This is a genomic window from Aurantiacibacter rhizosphaerae (genome assembly GCF_009807005.1).
Lineage (GTDB): Bacteria > Pseudomonadota > Alphaproteobacteria > Sphingomonadales > Sphingomonadaceae > Alteraurantiacibacter > Alteraurantiacibacter rhizosphaerae.
This window is the reverse complement of sequence record NZ_WUBR01000002.1, coordinates 67,709-86,389: the sequence shown is the minus strand read 5'-3', so window position 1 is coordinate 86,389 and position 18,681 is coordinate 67,709. Positions and strand designations below refer to the sequence as shown.

Genomic DNA, 18,681 nt, shown 5'->3' with positions numbered 1-18,681 from the left:
ATAGGGTCGCGCCAACATATCGGGGGAATGTAATTCGTGTCAGACGATAAACCGAGGTTTGAAAAACTGGGCCTGGCCTATGCTGAAAGCGACCGGGCCCTGAAAGCTGCGAAAGAACTGGGTGAACAGTTCGACTTCGTGCCCAAGGAAGAAGCCGACGCCATTATTGCCCTGGGCGGAGATGGCACCATGTTGGACACCCTGCATGAGATGCTGGACGGCGGTGAAATTCTTCCCGTATTCGGTTTGAATCTTGGTGCAGTTGGTTTCCTGATGAACCGTTATCATGGCGCTGTGGGCTTGATACAGCGCCTTGCCCAAGCAAAAGCCATGTCGGTTTTGCCTTTGCGCATGAATGTAACGACGCAAACGGGCGAAAATTTCACCTATTGCGCGATCAACGAAGTCAGCCTGCTGCGCGAAACACGGCAAACCGCCAAGGTGGAAATCTCCGTCAATGGACGCGTGCGGATTGCTCAGCTGGCGGGTGACGGCGTGCTGCTGTCAACGCCGGTCGGGTCCACCGCCTATAATCTGTCGGCAAACGGGCCGATCCTGCCGCTCGATTCGAATATGCTGGCCCTCACCCCGATCAGCCCTTTTCGTCCGCGGCGCTGGCGCGGGGCCATTCTGCCCGATCGAAGCCGCGTGAGTTTCCGGGTGAACGAGCCTGCCAAGCGTCCCGTTGCTGCCGTTGCCGACTCAAAGGAAGTGCGCGACGTGGCGGAGGTGCATATCGAGGTGGCTCGCGACAAGGAAATGACCCTGCTGTTCGATCCGCACCAGGCTCTGGACGAGCGGATCGTGGCCGAGCAATTCGTGACATAAAGTTTTGCTGCGTTTCTGGCGATTCTGGCCTTGCAAATCCAAATCACGGCCCATATAGGCGCACTCCTGCCTGACGGGCTGCTCCCCGATAGCTCAGCGGTAGAGTAGGTGACTGTTAATCACTTGGTCGTTGGTTCGAATCCAACTCGGGGAGCCACTTTCCAGCGCGATGTTGGAAAAAGCCACTGCGCGGCACGCGCTCAGCAAAGTCACTGAATTTAGACATGAAAAAGGCCGCGCCTCTTTGACCCGTCGGCCAGGGAGTCAGCGCAGCCTTGAATCCGAAAATGCAACTTTTCCCGATTGGTTCCCGGCGCGCGTAAATTTTTTTACAGCGGCTTTCTGAACCGCAGCGCGAACTTGTCACTCACTCCATCGAAGTCTCCGGGCAACGCATCGTGCGGATCGGTGGCATTGCGCAACACATCGCTTTGTGCCTCCAGCACAAAGCCGGCTGAGCTTACCTGCGTCTTCACCGCTGCAGGATCGATGCGGTGCAAAGTTGACGTCATGCTGGTGCCCGTACCCGGCGCTGCGTGATCTTCCACGAAATAGATACCGCCGGGGCGCAGGATGCGGAAAATCTCCGCATTGAGGGGCGCGATCTCGCGATTGGCGAGGTCATGATAGTTCTCTGTGGTCCACACCAAATCCACCTGCTGCGGCAGGGCGATGGCATCATAACCATCGACCACCACGACTTCGACATTGCCATAGGTTTCGGCAATCGCATTGATCGCATCCAGGCCGCCGGGCTGGTTGGCGAAGAATGCGGGCATCAGGGCGTATATCTTCCCTTCCGGGCCGACGGTCTGTGCAAGGATGCGCGTGTAATATCCGCCGCCCGGTGCGATTTCTGCAATCACATCGCCGCGCTGCACGCCTGAGAATGCAATGATCTCTTCCGGCTTTCGCGCCGTATCCCGCGCCACGTCCTCTGCCGGGCGCGCCGGGCTGATCACGGCGGCAAGGATATAGTCCTGCATCGCGGCCTGCGAATAGGCGGCCGGTGGAAGATCCACCGCACAGGCAGACAGCGATGCTGCGGCAAGCGCGGCAGCGGCAAATTTCGCCGGAAATCGGGTGAAAGGCATGGGGGCTCTCCTCAAGCCCCCATGCTAAACCTTAAACCCGGTGGAGCAACCGCTTATGCGGCGGCGCCGTGGCAATGCTTGTACTTGTTGCCCGAACCGCAGGGGCAAGGCGAATTGCGGCTCACCACCTTATCGGCATAGGGATTCTCGCGCTGCGCAGATCCGGCGGTGCCGGTGCTGGCTACGGGAGAGCTGGCCAGGGTGCCGAACAGCGGCTGCCTGTTCTCAGAACCGTCACCATCATTGCTGTTGTCCTCACCCGTCAGCGGATCGATATGGCCCGTCAGGAAATCGGGCAAGTCAGGCAGCCTGCGCGGCGGTTGCGGCGCGGATGGGCGCAGTTCTGCCGTCAACAGCACCTTGCTCACATCTTCGCGCAGCGTGTCCAGCATCAGCTGGAACAGGCCGAAAGCCTCCTGCTTGTATTCGTTGATCGGCTGCTTTTGCGCATAGGCACGCAGGAACACGACCTGGCGCAGCGCATCCAGCGTGGCGAGGTGTTCCTTCCAGTGATAATCCAGCCGTTCCAGCAGGATGCTCTTCTCAACGCGCCGCCACGATTCCTCGGGAATTTCGGCAGTGCGCTCACTCAGCCGCTGATCAGCCAGTTCCTGCAAACGCTCCTCGATCAGTTCGGGCTCAACCGCATCCTCTTCCATCCAGATATCGATGGGAGGATTGAGGCCGAGGACCTCATCAACCTTTTCCTTCAGGCCGGCGACATCCCACTGTTCCGGATAGGAGCCGGGCGGGCATGCGGCGACGACGATGGAATTGATGGCGTCACGGCGCATTTCTTCCACCACGTCGTCAACGCGTTCGGAATCCATGATCTCGGCGCGCTGTTCGTAGATGACCTTGCGCTGGTCGTTCATCACGTCATCGTACTGAACCACCTGCTTGCGCATTTCATAATTGCGCGCTTCCACCTTCTTCTGTGCAGTCTCAATGGCCTTGGACAGCCACTTGGAGCCGATGGCCTCGCCATCCTCCAGATTTGAGTTCATCATCTTGGAGAACAGCGTGTCCGGGCCGAAGATACGCAGCAGATCGTCTTCCAGGCAAAGGTAGAACCGCGAAAGACCGGGGTCGCCCTGGCGGCCTGAACGGCCACGCAGCTGGTTATCGATGCGGCGGCTTTCGTGGCGTTCAGTGCCCAGCACGAACAGACCGCCTGCATCCTTCACCCGCTGGCGTTCCTCGGCCACCTCGGCCTTGATCTTTTCGATCGCGGCGTCCTTTTCAGGGCCGTCTTCCATCCCTGCAAGCTCGTCACCCACGCGGAATTCCACGTTGCCGCCCAGCTGGATATCGGTGCCGCGGCCCGCCATGTTGGTGGCGATGGTGACGGCGCCGATCCGGCCCGCCTGCGCCACGATATGCGCCTCACGCTCATGCATGCGGGCGTTCAGCACTTCGTGCTTTACGCCCTCTTCATCCAGGAACTTGCTGAGCAATTCGGACTTTTCGATGGACACCGTGCCCACCAGAACCGGCTGACCGCTGGCGGATTTCTCGCCGATGGCCTTGGCGATGGCTTTGAACTTGTCGATGGTGTTCTTGTAGAATTCGTCTTCCTCGTCCACGCGCTGCACCGGCAGGTTGGTGGGAATTTCCACCACGTTCAGCTTGTAGATGTCCCAGAACTCAGCCGCCTCGGTTGCGGCCGTACCGGTCATGCCGGAAAGCTTTGGATACATCCGGAAATAGTTCTGGAAGGTGATGGAGGCCATCGTCTGGTTCTCGGGCTGGATCTCCACGCCCTCCTTCGCCTCTGCCGCCTGGTGCAGGCCGTTGGACCAGCGGCGCCCGTCCATCATGCGGCCGGTGAACTCATCAATGATCACGACCTTGTCGTCCTTCACGATGTAGTCGGTATCCTTCTTGAACATCACCACCGCGCGCATGGCCTGATCCAGGTGATGCACGATCTGCGTGTTCTCGATATCGTAGAGGTTATCCGTCTCCAGCAGCTCTGCCGCGATCAGGCGCTGTTCGATTTCCTCGACGCCCTCCTCCGTCAGCTGGACGCTGCGGGCCTTTTCGTCGGTGAGATAGAATGCCGCCTCATCATCCAGCGGGCCGCCGTTTTCCTTTTCGGCGGCTTCCTGGTCCCTCACCAACTGCTTCACGATGGCATCCAGCGCGACGTAAAGGTCCGACTTGTCCTCGGTGGGGCCGGAGATGATCAGCGGGGTACGTGCCTCGTCAATCAGGATCGAATCGACCTCGTCAACGATGGCATAGTTGAAGGGGCGCTGCACCATCTGGCTGCGCTCCTGCTTCATATTGTCGCGCAGGTAATCGAAGCCGAATTCATTGTTCGTGCCATAGGTGATGTCGGCAGCGTAAGCTTCGCGCCGGGCAGCTTCTGGCAGGTTGGGCACGATCACGCCGATCGTCAGGCCCAGAAAGGTGTGGAGCTGGCCCATCCATTCCGCATCGCGCGCGGCCAGGTAATCATTGACGGTCACCACGTGCACGCCCTTGCCTTCGATGGCGTTGAGGTAGGTGGCCAGCGTCGCCACCAGCGTCTTGCCCTCACCCGTGCGCATCTCGGCGATTTCACCACGGTGCAGCACGATGCCGCCCACCATCTGTACATCGAAGTGACGCATGCCCAGAACGCGCTTCGACGCCTCCCGCACGGTGGCGAAAGCTTCGGGCATGATATCGTCCAGCGTCTTGCCGTCTTCCGCAATCTGCTTGCGGAACTTGAAGGTCTGCGCCTTCAGCTCTTCATCGGAAAAGTCAGCAAGCTGCTCTTCGAGCGCATTGATGCGCGCCACGATCTTGTCGAGCGAGCTAACGTAACGGTCATTGGCAGAGCCGAAGATGGATTTGGCGATGGTTTGCCACATGATGGACACATCCTGTCAGATAATATGGAGAAAGGCCGCGCATGGGTGCGCAGCCGGAAAAGGTCAGAAAATATCGGGATCGACGCGCTATTCGCGCGAACGGTCTACCTGGATCTGCACTGTGGGAATCCACACCGTGATCGGCGTGTCCGGGCAATTGGGCTTGGTCGCCCGGAGCATTGCCGTCCCGCTTACGAATTGCAGGGGGCCGGAAACGGCCGTCTGGCAATCTTCCGCATCGCCCGCTGTCACCACGCTTACCACGCTGGCCTGCGCAGCCACGGCAGGCGTGGCAGCAAGGCCAAGCCCGGAGATAAGCGCAAAAAGAGTAAGCAATTGGCGAAGCATCAGGGGTGTCAGATAGCGTCTCATTCCTTAAAGTCTACTGACGAAGGCGGTGAAGTCGTGAATTGTCGTGTTGGCGCGGGCCAAAAGCGCATTTAAAGGCGTGGGCCATGGACCTCGAAAAATCACCGCTCGCCCTGCCCTTCCCTGACATGCCTGCCATTGACGGGGTAACCTTGCGCGTCGCGCGCGCGGGCTACAAGAACTGGGACCGCGCCGACCTGACCTATGCCGAACTGGCAGAGGGCACTGCGCTGGCGGGCGTCTTCACACGGAACGTATGCTGTTCGTCCGAAGTGGAGATCGGACGCGAACAGGTGAAAGCAGGACGCGCACGGGCATTGGTGGTGAATGCTGGCAATTCCAACGCCTTCACCGGATATCGCGGGCGTGAGGCGGTGGAGCAGATCATGGCGCAGGTAGCGGATAGCCTGGGATGCGACACAAGCGAGGTGCTGGTATCCTCAACCGGCGTGATCGGCGTGCCGCTGCCCAAGGACAAGGCGCGCGACGGCATCGCAAAGGTGCTGAGCGAAAGCCCCGCCTCTTGGGAAGATGCGGCCAACACCATCGGCACCACGGATACATTCGCCAAGGGAGCAACCACCGCGGCCATGCTGGGTGATACGCGCGTGGTGCTGAATGGCATAATCAAGGGCAGCGGCATGATCGCGCCCGATATGGCGACCATGCTGGGTTACATCTTCACCGATGCCGCGGTGGAGCCTGCTTTCCTGCAGCAATGCCTCTCTGCCGCCAACGCGGGCACATTCAACTGCATCACCGTGGATAGCGACACTTCTACCAGTGACACCGTGCTGGCCTTTGCCACGGGCAAGGCAGGCAATCAGCCGCTCGCCAGTTTTGACGATCCGGGAGCCGACGCCTTCATGGCGGCGATGGAGGATATGTGCCGGCAGCTTGCCCACCTGGTGGTGCGCGATGGCGAAGGGGCGCAGAAGTTCATCGGGGTCAGCGTAACAGGCGCGGCGTCCGACGACAGCGCCCGCCGCGTGGGGCTGGCGATTGCCAATTCGCCGCTTGTCAAAACCGCGATTGCAGGCGGCGATGCCAACTGGGGCCGCGTGGTGATGGCCGTGGGCAAGGCAGGCGAACCGGCGGACAGGGACAAGCTCGGCATCGCTTTTGGCGGCATCTGGGCCGCACGCGATGGCCTGCCCCTGCCCGATTATGATGAAGAGCCCGTAGCAAGGCATCTGGAGGGGCGTGAAATCGACATCACCGTCGATCTTGGCCTGGGCGATGGAAAGGCCACCGTTTGGACCTGCGATCTGACGCATGGATATATCTCGATCAATGCGGATTACCGATCATGAGTGTTATCGACCGCGAGATCCTCGCCCTGTGCCGCGACGTGACTGAAAACGTCATCCTGCCGCGCTACCGCAACCTTGCTGACCATCAGATAGAGGACAAGGGCGGCAATGACCCCGTCACCATCGCCGACCGTGAAAGCGAGGCGGCGCTGAGCGAGGGGCTGGAGAAGCTGGCGCCGGGCCTTCCCATCGTGGGAGAGGAAGGCGCCCATGCCGATCCCGCAGTGCTGGAAAGGCTGAAAGGGCCGTGCTGGATTGTCGACCCGATTGACGGCACGCGCAACTTTGCCAGCGGTCAGCCGCCCTTCGGCATATTGATTGCGCAGGCTGACGAGGGCGTGGCGCAAAGCGGGTGGATTTATGATTGCCTGTCAGGCCGGTTCTGCGCGGCCCATCGCGGCAAGGGTGCATTCGTGGGCGGAGAGCAGATTACGGCAATTCCAACCGGGGAAGACCCTGCCGTTGCCGCCATTTCGCTGATCTTCATGGACGAGGCGAAGCGCGCCGCCATGATAGACCATGTCTGCCAGCATTACCGCCTCACAGACATTCCCTATTGCGCGGCAGAGCAATATCCGCGCCTCGCACTGGGGGAGAACGATGTCTCCATCTTCGAACGCACGTTGGCGTGGGATCACGCCGCCGGGTGCCTGTGGCTGGAGGAAGCGGGCGGAAAGGCCGCGCGTCCCGATGATGGTTCACCCTACAGGGTGGACGAGTGGGATCGAAAAGGGCTGGTCGCCGCCGCCACGCCCGCCCTGTGGGAGGAAATGGCTAAGCGGCTGAACACGCTGCCAGCTTAAAGTTCGCCCTCAAGCCAGCCCTTCAGGGCATTCTTCGGCGCGGCACCCATCTGCTGGGCCACGGGCTTGCCATCCTTGAACAAGACAAGGAACGGGATGGACTGAACGCCCATCTTGCCGGGCACATCGGGATTTTCCATGATATCCATCTTGGCGATGGTGACCTTTTCGGAAAGCTCGTCAGACAGTTCTTCCAGCGCAGGCGCAATCATCTTGCACGGTCCGCACCAGTCTGCCCAGAAATCCACCAGCACGGGCTTGTCTGCATCCAGCACATCGGCCTGGAAGCTGGCATCGGTTACAGTCTTGGTCGCCATTCTTGTTCTCCTGATATCTCTTGGCCCCCTATCTAGGGCCGTCATACGGGGACTCAATGCACGGGGCCTAAAAGCTTTCCTTGAGGGCAGCCTTATTGCGGCTTGTGCGCCGCCAGAACATCGGCGGGGATCGCGATCAACTGGGGCGTCTGCGTGTACAACACGGCGGCCTCTATCGTGCGATCGGGATAGATTACAGATAGCGCAGCGGCATAGGCTCCCATTTGCGACAGCGTGCTGGCAGACATCTGCTCCAGCCCACGCGGAGGGCGCCGCGCAGTTTTGAAATCGGCCACCAGTACGCGATCCGGCAGCACCAGCAGTCTGTCCGCCGTTCCCGCAATCACCTGCTGCCCTACCGTGGCCGCCAATGGCACCTCGGCCAGCGCATCGGGACCGAAAAGATCACGCCATTCCGGTGCATCGATAACGGCCAGCGCGCGCGACAGCATCTCCTCCCGCTCAGCATCGGACAACAGCGGAGCATGGCGCAGCAGCCATGCCCTGCCCCCGCTCTCGCGCATGTCGTGCGGCGTATCGGGCAGCCGTTCCAGAAGGGCGTGGATCAACACGCCGCGCTGCGCGGCAATGGCGGCCTGCTGCGCCGGCAATGGCGGATCGGCACCTTGTTCCTCCGTCCCCGAAGACGGGGCGAGCGGGCGTGGCGGGCGCGGTTCGGGTCCGATGGGATTCGTCGCCCAGCGAGGCAAAGACGGCGGGATCGGCAGGGCCTGCTGCGAACGGTGCGGAACGGGATCGGCGCGGCGGCCCAGCTCAAGCCGCCATTGCCAAATGGGATCGTCTATCGGTTCTGCATCGAACAGCGGTGCAAGCCGCGCGAACCAGCTATCCTCCTTCGGTTCCTTTTCACGCTTGCCCAGCGCGCCGCCGATAAAAAGGGCCTCCTCCGCGCGCGTCATCGCCACGTATAGCAGCCGCCAGTGCTCCTCCCGCTCTGCGGCCTTGGCAGCCTGTGCCGCCTGTTCGATGCGCCCTACCCGCTCTTCCGATTTCAAATCCGGCAAGGGCACGGATAGTCCCTTGCCATCATTGCCGGGCAACTGTTCTTCCAGCGCCAGGCCGGACGGGCGCGAGGCATCGGGATCGCCGCAGGCATCGGCCAGGATCACGATGGGGGCCTGCAACCCCTTCGATCCATGCACTGTCATCACGCGTACCAGATCGCCCTGCCCCTCTGCCTCCCGCTTCAGCTCTCCATCGCCTGCATCGAACCAGCGGATGAAGCCCTGCAGGCTGGAGGTGTTGGAGGATGAAAATTGCAGCGCAGCGTTCAGCAGCTCGTCAATCGGGTCGTTCGCTTCCTTGCCCAGTCTTGCCACCAGCTTCGCCCGCGCCTGCCATGGGCCCAGCAATATCCAGTGCAGCAGCGCCTGCGGAGTTTCGAAATCCGCCAGCGCCAGCAGGTTGGAAAGATTGCGCACCGCCTCTGCCGGTTTGTCTGCCGCCAGATCGCGCAAGTGATCCCACAGGGCAACGCCCTTCACCCGCGCGGCATGTTGCAGCAGATCATCCTGCGACCAGCCAAGAATGGGAGAGACGAGCAGGCAGGCAAGGCTGAGATCATCGCGCGGCTGCGCGGCAAAGCGCAGGGCTGCCATCAGGTCCTTCACCGCCAGCGGCGCGCCAAGACGCAGGCGGTCAACACCGGCCACCGGCACACCTGCGGCATGCAATTTGGCCACGATCAGCCCGGCCAGTTCCTTGCGCTTGCGCACCAGCACCATGAAATCGCCGGGCGTGGCGTTGCGCGGATTGTCCTTGTCTTTCACCAGGGCAAAGCCGCCGTCCCACATCTTGCGGATTTGCAGCGCAATTTTCTCCGCCATGCGCCGTTCGGGTTCGGAGATGCCGATTTCCGGGCCGTCTTCGCCTTCGCCCTCCACCTCGTCTGGGTGGCCGGGAACAGGCGCCCACAACGTTATTAGACCGGGGCGACTGTCACCGATATGCGGCTCCGGCTTTTCCTTCAGGCCAAACTTTTCGTATCCGATGGCATCGATGGCATCGTCCACGAAGGACAGCACGCTTTGCGCGGTGCGGTATGACCGCCCAAGCCCAAGGTTGCGCAATTCGCGCGCGTCAATCCGCTGGCGAGCCTGCGCGGCATTGTTCACCCAGTCGGACAGCCGCTTTGTATAGCTGGCGCGGGCGGCGTCGAATTCTTCCGGGCTGGTACCCTGAAAACGGAAGATCGCCTGCTTGTAATCGCCAACCACGAAGATGGTTCGCAACCGGTCTTCCGCCTGCCCCAGTCCGGCAAAGAAATCATCGGTCAGCGCATCGATAATGTCCCATTGGGCGGCGTTGGTATCCTGCGCCTCGTCCACAAGGATATGATCGAAACGGCGATCCAGCTTGTAACGAATCCATGCCGACATATCGGCATTGCCCAGCAGACTGGCGGCACGCATGATCAGATCGTCAAAATCGACGAGCCCTTCACGCGCCTTCGCATCATCCCAGGCAAGCGCGAACTTGCGGCCGATTTCCAGCGCCGGACTGATCCGCTCTGCAAGGGCGAGCAGGGTCGCAGTGTCTTTGATCGCAGCGAGGTCTGCCCGTGCAGCTTCGCCAATCGCCAGAATGTCAGGCACCTTCTTTTCGACATTGCCCGCCCACTTGGGCAAATCCTTGTTACTGAAGATGGCCGAATAGACTTCATGTATGGCTGCAAGTCGTTCTTCAGGTGATGCGGCGAGCCAGCTAGACACGGGGTCCGACACTTTAGCCGCGCTCTTTGTCCCCCATTCAAGGTAAGCGTCGTAAATGCCGCGGACGGAACGACAGACTGCGGAATTGTCCGAACATTCCTGCGCCACCACTTCCATCGAAGTTTCCGCATCCAGCCCCAGCAACCGCTTCACGCGCGGCTCCATGGGTGGTTGCCATGCGCCGGTGTCAAACCACATGTCCCGCGCCATGGCGCAGCGCATCAGCCAGCTTTGCGCCTTGTCCGCGCCCATGCGCAGGGATAGGTCTTCCAGCGCTGAAATCGCCGTCGGATCGCTGTTTTCCCACTCCAGCAGCAATTCGCGCAGCACCCTGTCCGCCAGCAATTCGCGGTCCCGATCTTCCATGGGCCGAGTGCCGGGCATCAGGCCCGCTTCCTGCGGAAATGCGGAAAGCAGCCATTGCGAAAAGGCGTGGATCGTATCGATGCGCAGGCCGCCGCCGGGGCAATCCAACACGGCGGCAAACAGGGTGCGCGCGCGGGCCAGAGTGGCAGGATCGGAATCGCCGCCGATGGCGATCAGGTCTGCGGCAAGGCGCGTGTCTTCCATGCGCACCCAATTGGCCAGCACCTCGTTCACGCGGGTGGCCATTTCGGCGGCCCCGGCCTTGGTGAAGGTGAGGCACAGGATCTGCTCCGGCCGCACGCCCGGTGTCAGCAGCAGGCGCAGCACGCGGGCAGACAGCACCTGCGTCTTGCCCGTCCCGGCGGACGCCGAAAGCCACACGCTGTCGCGCGGCTCCACGGCCAGCGACTGGTTGTCCTTCAGCGGGAAAACCTTGCCGCTCATGATCCGCCACCTTCGCGTCCCTGCCATTCGGCAAGGCGCATCAGCTGATCATAGGTGTCGTAACCGGGCGCATCCGGGTTCAGCCGGGCGGTGAAAGGATCGCTGCCCAATATCCAGCGGTCCAGCGCATCGTGCAGATAACGCTCGCTTTCGGGCAAGAAATCTTCGGGCGGGATGCCCTTCTTCTTGTTCCCTTCCAGCACCGGCGTGGTGATGTTGCCAAAGCCGGTGGGGTGATCCTTCGTCTTGGCCTTGGCGAGGGACCAATACTCGAACCGGGCGGGCTCTCCCGCGATACGATCAAAACCGCCCGCCTGCGCGATCAGGCCGATTGTGCCGAGCTGCATGGCATAGCCTTCTTCCACCTGCTTGCCCGTGGGCGGACTGCCGGTCTTGTAATCGACGATGGCCAGCGATCCGCCGGGCAGCGTGTCTATCCGGTCCGCCTTGCCGAAAATGCGCACACCGCGCACGGTCATTTCGCCCCACTGCTCTATCGCTGCGGGCTGGCGCTCGGGGTCTGCCTCAATCTGCTGCGCCACCCATTCCAGCGCGGCCATCAGGCGCGGTCGCCACAGGGCGCGCATCAATGGATGGGCGGACATGGCATCAAGGTGCTGCTCTGCCAGATCGCCGATGGAGCCCTTGCCCTTGTGCCAGTCTTCCAGAATCTTGTGCGCCAGTTCCCCCTGCCAGGCGGGCGTGGGTGCGGCATCCAAGTGATCCAGATCTTCCAGGCGCAGTAATTTGGAGGCATAATACTGGTACGGATCGGATCGCAGTCGATCCAGCGCCGTGACGCTGATATCCTGCCGACGCATCGCTGCATCGGGGCATGGCTTTGGCTGCGGATAGCGCGGCAGTTCCAGCGGGGCAGGCTCCAGCGAACGGGCCAGCTCGACAATCGCGTTATCCTCGTGCCGCTGCACCAGATCCTCCCCCAGCAACGCGCGAACGCGCAGCAGGAAGCGTGAAGCGATCGCAGGCCCGGCGACATCGCGGCGAGAGCGGGTAAGCACGACGTCCGGCGCGCCAAGGGCGCCAGCCAGATCATGCGCGGAAAGGCCGATGCGGAAATCCGCGCCCGGCACGCCCAGCGCGCGCAACACTCCGGGTGCCAGCAGCGGATCGGTGGCAGGGCGCGGTGGCCAGGTGCCTTCGTTAAGGCCAGCACAAATCACCAGGTCGGCCCGCGTCATGCGCGCTTCCAGCAGGCCGTAGATCGCCACGCGGGGATGGCCGCCATAGGGCGGTCGCACGGCCACACGGTCCATCGCATCGCGCAGGACGCGGGGCAGATCATCCGCCTCTATCGGCGTGGCCACATCGCGTGCATGCAGGCGCAGATCTTCCACGAAGGCAGACAGGGCGCGGCCATCTTCCCTTGCCCACAAGCCTTCGCCGCACATGGCTTCACCCGCCGCGGCAAGCAGGTCCAGCCAATGTGCAAGCTCACAGGTTTCACCCGCCTGCAGCAAAGGCGAAAGCTTTTCCTCCACCTCTTGCCACCACGGTTCCACCCCGGCCTTTTTCGCTAGCGGACGCAGCGGCGCAAAGCCTGGCGATTTGCGCGGGCCGCGCAGCTTCAGTTCAAACCGCCGCGCCGCGCGCAGCCAAGCCGCCCTGCCCTCGCCCGCGGCCACAAGGGGATGTTGCAGCAGCGCCATCAGCGGGACAGGCGCAGCAGCCTCCGCCGCGATTTCAGCCAGCAGCAGCAGCACGCGGCCCGCAGCGGTTTCCCCCAGCGGCCGCCCGGCAGAATCGTCTGCGGAGATATGCCAGCGGCGCAAATGCTGCACCACGCGCCCTGCCAGCCCGCGATCGGGCGTCACCACGGCAACGCGCCTTTCCGGCTCCTCCAGCGCCTCGCGCACAAGCAAGGCGATAACCTGCGCTTCCTCCTCAGGATTGGCGGTTTCCACCAGGCGGACGCCTGCCATGCGCCGTTTGGCTGCGGGCAGCGTTACCCATGCCTTGCTCGCCTCTGGCGGAAGGAACAGGCTGCTGATCGCGTGAGAGCGTTCAGGCGGCCCTTTGGCCAGCCCCGCGCGGTGCCATTGCTGCACTTCCCCGCGGGCAACGCCCATGCGGTTCAGCAACAGCTTTAGATGATATTGCGGATGGGTCAGCGCGTCTCCGCTGGTGAATGGCGTTTCGCCGGACGTATCGCCCGCACCGCCCAATTCATCCCACACCGCATCATCCATCGAAAGATCGAGATCGGGCAGAATCACCGCGCCTTGCGGCAATTGCGACACGGTGCGCAGCAGCCGGGCCAGTGCCGGTGCGGCGCTGGTTACGCCGGCGGCAACAAAGGGCGTGGACGGGGGATTGGCGCGCATCCGCCGCGCGGCCTCCCGAAACAGGATATTGCGGCGGGCGGCGGCGTCGCGCTCTCCCCGCTGATCAAGCTCAGCCAGCCACAGTCGCTGGATGGTGGCGAAAAGATGCAGATTGTCGCGCCAATGGTCTGACAGATCGCCGACAAGGTCTATCACGCGGTCAGACAGCAGCTCTTCCGGGGCGATTTCCTCCACCAGCAGCCGGTCCATCACCTGGCCTGTTTCCAGCGCCAGTTTCAGCAGCGCGGCACCTCTAGGCGCCTTGTCCCCGCGCACGTCTCGAATCAGCGCGGCAAGCCGCAGCCAGCGATAGGTAGGGTCGGCGGCAGGAGGGATGGCCGCGCCCGCGCCCAGCGAATCGAAGATGGGGCCAAGCGATTCATCAAGGTCCAGATCGCCCACCAGCACCATGCGCGGCATCAGCAGGCCCGCACTGCCCGTCTCGCCTGCATGGCGCACGAATGCCTCTGACATGGTGCGTGCGGCGCGGGCGCTGGGCAACAGCAGGGTCAGCCGCGCCAGGCCGAAATGGTCATCCGCGTAACGCGGCACCAATCCTGCCACCAACGCATCAGCAAAGCCGCGATGCGCGGCGATGGAATAAACCTGTGGTGTCTGAATTTCCTGCGGCCCCGCCATCAACCAAGACTATCCCTGGTGTGAGCCAACCGACAGGGCCTCCTCAGTGGGCTTGATCGCTTGCGGAGTGCCGACCTCGAACCATTGCCCGGTAAAGGCCATGCCATAGAGGCGATCCTCCTCCATCGCGCGCGTCCACAGCACGTTGGTGGAAAATGCGCCTTCCGGCGCATCGCGCATCAGGCGCTTTGAAATCAACTGGATGCCGGTGAAGATGTATGGCGCGATCCGGCCAGAGGCGCGGCGGCGCAAAAGGCCGTTGGCATCCATGTGGAAATCGCCCTTGCCGTTGAAATTATGCGCCGCCTTGTGCGTTACCAGCAGCAACAGCGCATCCATCTTGTCCGCATCCCAGAAGGTGGAAAGATCGGCAAAGGCATTCACCGGGCCATCCAGCCAGATATTGTCTGAGTTGAGGCAGAAGAACGGATCGGGAAGCTGCCCCTCCGCCTTCACGATGCCGCCGCCGGTTTCCAGCAATTGCTCTCGCTCGTCAGAGAAGATCACCTGCGGCGCGGTGCGCCCCTGCAAATGCGCCTCCAGAGAATCGGCCAGGTAATGCACGTTCACCACGGCGCGGCCCACGCCGGCCTCTGCCAGCTTGTCCAGCGCGTGATCCACCAGCGGCTTTCCCGCGACGCGAACCATCGGTTTTGGCTGGGTGGCCGTCAGGGGTCGCATCCGCTTGCCCATCCCGGCGGCAAGCACCATCGCAGTATCGCTGGCCAGCTTGCTCACGCCAGAACCCCTCCTTGTTTTGCACGGATATCGTCCGGCACATTGGCATCGAACCAGCGTGCAACAGGCTCCAGCGCGGGATGCGCAAGATCGCGCTCCATGGCTTCCCATACTCGCGGAATCATGGAGAGGTAACGATCCTTGCCGTCACGCTTCCACAGCCGCGTGAAAATGCCGACGATCTTGGCATTCCGCTGCGCACCAAGGCGCGCGTAATCACCGTCAAACTCGCTATCGACAGACAGGCGCGAGCGGTAATGCTCCAGCATATCCTGTTCCAGCTGGGGCGAAACCTCCCGCCGGGCGTCCTGCAACAGGGATACCAGATCATAGGCCCGGTGGCCCACCAGCGCATCCTGAAAATCGATCAGGCCCTGTTCGCCGGAATATTCACCGCCCGGCCTCAGCAGCATAATGTTTTCGGCATGATAATCGCGCAGCACAGTTACGCCCGGCTGCTGTCGCAACAGCATCGGAGACAGTGCCTCGCGCCATGCAGCGGAAAAGCCCATGGCATCCACCTCTATCCCGGCGGCCTTGCAGAACCAGTCCGGAAACAGGGACACTTCGCGCTGATAGGTTTCCAGCGAATATGGATCGAATGGACCCGGCGGGCGCTGATGCAATTCCACCAGGGCATCCACCGCATCGCGATAGGCGCGCGCTTCTTCTGCCGGATTGGTATCCAGCCAGTCGCGCATGCGATCATGCCCGAAATCCTCGATCAGCACGAGGCCTCGCTCAGGCGCCTCTGCATAAATACGCGGCGCGCGCAGACCCTGTTCGTTCAGCCATTTGCCGACATGCAGGAAAGGGCCGGGATCTTCATGCGGGGGCGGTGCATCCATCAGCATGGCGTGATTATCACCGCTGCGAATGCGGAAGTATCGGCGAAAGCTGGCATCGCCGGGCAGTGGATCGATCTGCGCGCCGTGCCATCCGGCATCGGCAAGGAATTGATCGACGCCTGCGGGAAGATTGCTGGTCATGGCCAGCGTCCTTGCCAAGCTGCACCGCATTCCACAATCGCCTTGCGCCCGTTACCCGCCGTTTCCAGCGTGATTTGAAGGCATTCCGGCTCATTCGCGAAGCCACCGGCGTTTTCCGGCCATTCGGCTATCAGCACTGCCCCCTCCCGATAATCGTCCAGCCCCAATTGCAAGACCTCCGATGGATCTTCGAGTCGATAGAAATCGGCATGGACGACGGGCGGAGAAAGATGATCATATGCCTCCAGTATCGTGAATGTCGGCGATGGCACTTCACCCTCATGCCCCAGGGCGACGAGGATGGCGCGCGAAAGGGTGGTTTTCCCTGCGCCCAGACCGCCAGATAGGGCCAGCACATCGCCGGGCAAAAGCTTTGCCGCAAGCTGCCGCCCGAACCGCTCCATCGCGTCAAGATCGGGCAGATCGACGATCAAGGCAGCTTCATCGTTGCAGTGGTGCCAGCGCCCTTTTCAGACTGGATTTCCAGCCTGCCGCCATGCGCCTCTATTAGCTGGCGGGCCAGCGGCAGGCCAAGGCCGCGCTTGCCTTCCTTGCCGTCACTGCCGTTCAGGCGATAACCGTCAAGCGCCCGCGCCAGTTCGCTGGGGCGCATCCCTTCGCCATTGTCGGAAATCACGATCCGCACGCCGGACTTGCGCCGCGCCAGGGCCACGAGGATACGCCCGTTTTCGGGCGTGGCGGTGATGGCATTGTCCAGCAGATTGCCAAGTGCACGGCTCAATTGGCGAGGGTCCGCCTGCACGCTGCCCGCGCTCTTGTCCCCGCGCAGGTCCAGCGTGATGTTCTTCGCCTCTATCGCATCCTCACGCGCGCGCACCACTTGCGTGGCAAAGTCCAGAAGCTCCACCTCCTCGGTGGCGATGGGCAGCAGGCCAGCCTCGCTCTGCGTCAGGTCCAGCACGCTTTCGATCTGCTGGGACAACCGCTCTACCGATGCGATGATGGCAGAGATGTATTCCTTGCCTTGATCCGAAAGCTCTCCTGCAACGCCGGTTTGCAAGAGCTCTGCAAAGCCGCCTATGGAGGTGAGCGGCGTGCGGAATTCATAGGACATGTTGGCGAGGAAGCGCGTCTTCACGGCGTCCGCCTCTTCCAGTGCCTGGTTACGTTCGCGTAGCGCCTCTTCCGCCTTGGTGGAATCGGTAACGTCCATCACCGTCAGCAGGCCGTTGCCATCGGGCAAGGGAACCCCCGCAAATTCCACCGTGCGCCCGTCTGACAACACCACCCTGCCCCCTCGCTGCTTTCGGTCCAGCGTGGCGGCACGCACCACTTCGCCAATGGCCTTGCGCTGCGCCGGACGGGCCAGGCGATTGGCGATGCGATCCAGCAGCTTGTCTACATGCGGATGCTTGTCGAAAAAATTCTCGGGCAGACCCCAGATCGCGGGAAAGCTGCGGTTCCACAGCTGCATGCGGCCATCGGGCGCAAACACGGCCAGCGATTCGAAAAGCGAATCGAACGTGGCCGTGCGCGTGCGCAGCAGCGTGTCGCGCGTGGCGGACAGGGCGAGCTGTTCGCTGCGATCCTCCGCCACCAGCACCAGCCCGCCATCTGGCAAGGGTTGAGCAACGATGCGCAGATGCGTGCTGTCCGGCAGGGTCCAGGCATCCTCCACCGGTGCATCCTGCGTGAACCATTGCCCCATTTCCCCGCGCCATTCAGGGAAATCGCGCCTTTCGGGCAATCGGCCCGCATCCCTAGCTATATCAAGGAAGCGATCGAAATTGGGCGGATCGAGCCGGGCGGATTGCGGCAGGGCAAAAATGCGCTGGAACGGCTGATTGGAAAAAGCCAGCCTGCGATCCGGATCGAACTGGGCGACGCCGATGGAAAGCTGATCCAGCATGGATCGCTGCGCCGCGCGGAATGCGCGGAAGGCGCGGGTCTGCTCTTCCATCTCCTCGATATCGATGGCGTAACCGGCAACGCCTTCTTCGCCCAGCGGCAGATCGCTGACGCGCAGCGTGCGGCGCTGGTTGCCCACCGTGGCCTGGACGATCCGCTCCACCGGCAAATCGCGGCTGTGGGCCTGTCCGGCAACCTGTGCGGCGGTAAGCCCGTCGACGGTTTCGACCAGCTCGATCTGTTCTTCCACCACCTTTGCGGCGCCCTTCGCCCCAACGGCCGTGACATAGGCGCTGTTGACCAGGCGCAGGTCCATATCAGGTCCGCGAAACCACATCGGCATGGGCGCAGCCTCGATCAGTCCCACCAGCGCGGCAAAATCATTGCGCGCCCGCGCGGTCTCCTCGCGCAAGCGGGATAGTTCGCCCTGGCTGTCCGAAAAATCGAACCACCATATCAGCGCCGCGCCGCCCGATGCGATGGCAGGGTCGGCCAGCTGTCCGCGCACGGCAAGGCTCTTGATCGATCCCTTGGGGGTGATCACCATGCTGAAAGGTGCGGCGGTTTTCTGCGTGCGGCTCACGGCTTCGCGAAGATCCTTCAGATCCTCCTCGTCCAGCCCGCCTGCCAGTTCACTCAGGAAGCCGGGCAAAGACCCCAGCCCCAGCCACTTGGCCAGCCTGTCCGGCCCCTCGATCTTCCCGTCCGACCGCACCAGCAGCGGGATCGCGGGCGCATCGTCGATCATCTTGGACAGGCGGCGCACCGTGCTGCGGGCCTGGCGGGCGGCCCTGGCGCGCTGTAACGATCCCACGACAAGCCACACCGCGCCAAACGTCCAGGCGGCCAGCATAAGTCCCAGAAGGGCCACGGAAGATGGGGTCAGCTCCATTGGTTATGCAGCTATGAGCGCGCGCGTTGAGTTGCAATGGCTCTTGCGCAAATGCTGACAGTCCTGAAGCCAGAAACAAATCACC

The 18,681-nt window shown here is 62.3% G+C and carries 13 protein-coding genes and 1 tRNA gene; 4 read left to right on the top strand and 10 right to left on the bottom strand.

The window, feature by feature from the left end; translation table 11 throughout:
* The first annotated feature begins 36 nt into the window (after window positions 1-36).
* Both GRF63_RS07925 and GRF63_RS07920 read left to right on the top strand, forming a co-directional pair.
* On the top strand, window positions 37-828 hold the full coding sequence (locus tag GRF63_RS07925) for an NAD kinase (RefSeq protein WP_160485501.1): 792 nt from the start codon (window positions 37-39) through the stop codon (window positions 826-828).
* A gap of 82 nt (window positions 829-910) precedes the next feature.
* Window positions 911-985: transfer RNA gene (locus GRF63_RS07920), tRNA-Asn, on the top strand.
* Window positions 986-1,157: 172 nt separating this feature from the next.
* Here GRF63_RS07920 and GRF63_RS07915 read toward each other — a convergent pair.
* The 3 genes from GRF63_RS07915 to GRF63_RS07905 form a co-directional block, all read right to left on the bottom strand.
* On the bottom strand, window positions 1,158-1,922 hold the full coding sequence (locus GRF63_RS07915) for a class I SAM-dependent methyltransferase (protein WP_160485500.1): 765 nt from the start codon (window positions 1,920-1,922) through the stop codon (window positions 1,158-1,160).
* 53 nt (window positions 1,923-1,975) lie between these two features.
* The gene (gene secA / locus GRF63_RS07910; protein WP_160485499.1) at window positions 1,976-4,783 is read right to left on the bottom strand and encodes a preprotein translocase subunit SecA; all 2,808 of its coding nucleotides are present in this window, start codon (window positions 4,781-4,783) and stop codon (window positions 1,976-1,978) included.
* A gap of 87 nt (window positions 4,784-4,870) precedes the next feature.
* Window positions 4,871-5,131 carry a hypothetical protein gene (locus tag GRF63_RS07905; protein WP_160485498.1) on the bottom strand — a complete coding sequence of 87 codons (261 nt, stop codon included), beginning with the start codon at window positions 5,129-5,131 and terminating at the stop codon, window positions 4,871-4,873.
* Between the two features lie 107 nt (window positions 5,132-5,238).
* Here GRF63_RS07905 and argJ point away from each other — a divergent pair, with 107 nt between their 5' ends.
* Together argJ and GRF63_RS07895 are read left to right on the top strand one after the other, a co-directional pair.
* Window positions 5,239-6,465, top strand: a complete 1,227-nt coding sequence (gene argJ, locus GRF63_RS07900; protein WP_160485497.1) for a bifunctional glutamate N-acetyltransferase/amino-acid acetyltransferase ArgJ — start codon at window positions 5,239-5,241, stop codon at window positions 6,463-6,465.
* Window positions 6,462-7,268, top strand: a complete 807-nt coding sequence (locus GRF63_RS07895; RefSeq protein WP_160485496.1) for an inositol monophosphatase family protein — start codon at window positions 6,462-6,464, stop codon at window positions 7,266-7,268. The genes argJ and GRF63_RS07895 overlap by 4 nt, the downstream gene beginning before the upstream one ends.
* Here the strand turns inward: GRF63_RS07895 and trxA are convergent.
* From trxA to GRF63_RS07860, 7 genes are all read right to left on the bottom strand, one after another.
* Entirely contained in the window at window positions 7,265-7,585 is a 321-nt protein-coding gene (trxA, locus tag GRF63_RS07890) for a thioredoxin (protein ID WP_160485495.1), read from the bottom strand. The genes GRF63_RS07895 and trxA overlap by 4 nt on opposite strands.
* 92 nt (window positions 7,586-7,677) lie before the next feature.
* Entirely contained in the window at window positions 7,678-11,127 is a 3,450-nt protein-coding gene (gene addA, locus GRF63_RS07885; RefSeq protein ID WP_160485494.1) for a double-strand break repair helicase AddA, read from the bottom strand.
* Window positions 11,124-14,108 (bottom strand): PD-(D/E)XK nuclease family protein, encoded by a 2,985-nt coding sequence (locus GRF63_RS07880; RefSeq protein WP_160485493.1) that lies wholly within the window; start codon window positions 14,106-14,108, stop codon window positions 11,124-11,126. The genes addA and GRF63_RS07880 overlap by 4 nt, the downstream gene beginning before the upstream one ends.
* A gap of 9 nt (window positions 14,109-14,117) precedes the next feature.
* Window positions 14,118-14,846 carry a nucleotidyltransferase family protein gene (locus GRF63_RS07875; RefSeq protein WP_337189638.1) on the bottom strand — a complete coding sequence of 243 codons (729 nt, stop codon included), beginning with the start codon at window positions 14,844-14,846 and terminating at the stop codon, window positions 14,118-14,120.
* On the bottom strand, window positions 14,843-15,835 hold the full coding sequence (locus GRF63_RS07870; RefSeq protein ID WP_160485491.1) for an aminoglycoside phosphotransferase family protein: 993 nt from the start codon (window positions 15,833-15,835) through the stop codon (window positions 14,843-14,845). The genes GRF63_RS07875 and GRF63_RS07870 overlap by 4 nt, the downstream gene beginning before the upstream one ends.
* The gene (gene tsaE, locus GRF63_RS07865; RefSeq protein ID WP_160485490.1) at window positions 15,832-16,269 is read right to left on the bottom strand and encodes a tRNA (adenosine(37)-N6)-threonylcarbamoyltransferase complex ATPase subunit type 1 TsaE; all 438 of its coding nucleotides are present in this window, start codon (window positions 16,267-16,269) and stop codon (window positions 15,832-15,834) included. Before tsaE ends, GRF63_RS07870 begins: the two co-directional genes overlap by 4 nt.
* The gene (locus GRF63_RS07860; RefSeq protein ID WP_160485489.1) at window positions 16,266-18,596 is read right to left on the bottom strand and encodes a PAS domain-containing sensor histidine kinase; all 2,331 of its coding nucleotides are present in this window, start codon (window positions 18,594-18,596) and stop codon (window positions 16,266-16,268) included. Before GRF63_RS07860 ends, tsaE begins: the two co-directional genes overlap by 4 nt.
* Window positions 18,597-18,681: the final 85 nt, after the last annotated feature.

Excerpts from the sequence above, each read along its gene's own strand:
- GRF63_RS07915 (WP_160485500.1), bottom strand. The coding sequence starts at position 1,922 with ATGCCTTTCACCCGATTTCCGGCGAAATTTGCCGCTGCCGCGCTTGCC.
- secA (WP_160485499.1), bottom strand. The coding sequence starts at position 4,783 with ATGTGGCAAACCATCGCCAAATCCATCTTCGGCTCTGCCAATGACCGT.
- GRF63_RS07905 (WP_160485498.1), bottom strand. The coding sequence starts at position 5,131 with ATGCTTCGCCAATTGCTTACTCTTTTTGCGCTTATCTCCGGGCTTGGC.
- argJ (WP_160485497.1), top strand. The coding sequence starts at position 5,239 with ATGGACCTCGAAAAATCACCGCTCGCCCTGCCCTTCCCTGACATGCCT.
- GRF63_RS07895 (WP_160485496.1), top strand. The coding sequence starts at position 6,462 with ATGAGTGTTATCGACCGCGAGATCCTCGCCCTGTGCCGCGACGTGACT.
- trxA (WP_160485495.1), bottom strand. The coding sequence starts at position 7,585 with ATGGCGACCAAGACTGTAACCGATGCCAGCTTCCAGGCCGATGTGCTG.
- addA (WP_160485494.1), bottom strand. The coding sequence starts at position 11,127 with ATGAGCGGCAAGGTTTTCCCGCTGAAGGACAACCAGTCGCTGGCCGTG.
- GRF63_RS07880 (WP_160485493.1), bottom strand. The coding sequence starts at position 14,108 with ATGGCGGGGCCGCAGGAAATTCAGACACCACAGGTTTATTCCATCGCC.
- GRF63_RS07870 (WP_160485491.1), bottom strand. The coding sequence starts at position 15,835 with ATGACCAGCAATCTTCCCGCAGGCGTCGATCAATTCCTTGCCGATGCC.
- GRF63_RS07860 (WP_160485489.1), bottom strand. The coding sequence starts at position 18,596 with ATGGAGCTGACCCCATCTTCCGTGGCCCTTCTGGGACTTATGCTGGCC.